Origin of the sequence: Achromobacter sp. Marseille-Q0513, from assembly GCF_018195695.1 — a bacterium.
In the GTDB taxonomy this organism is placed as follows: domain Bacteria; phylum Pseudomonadota; class Gammaproteobacteria; order Burkholderiales; family Burkholderiaceae_B; genus Achromobacter.
In genome coordinates this window covers 1-718 of sequence record NZ_JAGTJY010000420.1, presented here as the reverse complement: position 1 = coordinate 718, position 718 = coordinate 1, and the positions used below count along the sequence as shown (strand labels likewise).

Below are 718 nucleotides of genomic sequence, written 5' to 3'. Positions count from 1 at the left end.
CGGTTCGCCAGCCACTGGAATCAGCATAGATGCGAATGGCCTGAGAAATGAACTCACGCCTTGGTATTTGAGAAATAATTCCGATCTGAACGTCTTGCTCAAAAGAATCGAACCGTTCCAACAGAATATTAGCCAGCTCCGGAATGCCAAACACATCGAAGGCAGAATGCGCTTTGAGGGCTTCAGCGTCGGCAATCCCGAGTAACTGCTTGAATCGAATGCGGGTCGACTCCGACAGCCAGTCCCACACGCGGGAATCACACTCGACAAAAGCGCTGATGCTGAGCAGCAGCGCGTCTGGAATTGCATCAAACTTTCGTGCGATGTGATCTCTGGCTGTTTCGTCGTAGATCGCTGTTTTTGCTTTGGCAACTTCCCGCAGCGTTCGGGCAACTTGACGAAGTTGCCCGATGTATTGGGCGGATTCAGTGCCGAAAGGCGCACTAAGCAGAGACTTGATCAAGTTGACGACCATTACATCCTTCGCGCGGTCGAGATACTTGGTGCGAACGAATGTGCCGATGCTGTCACCATCCACGGGAAAAGAGGGACTTAGCAGATCAGCGTGGAACCGTTCAATCGCGCTCTTGCCTTGAAGCGGTGCATTGATCAGCAGATGCTTCAGTGCATGGGTGATGTGGGTCCGCACCAGTTCCGGTGTCGGCTGAAATAGTGTGTCTTCCGTGGCAAAGGCCGGATGTGCGCACAGGTGCCGATC

At 53.2% G+C, this 718-nt stretch carries 1 protein-coding gene; it reads right to left on the bottom strand.

The features are described 5' to 3' along the window. A partial coding sequence (locus KDH83_RS31025; protein WP_212322938.1) for a hypothetical protein occupies positions 1-718 on the bottom strand: 718 nt, incomplete at both ends.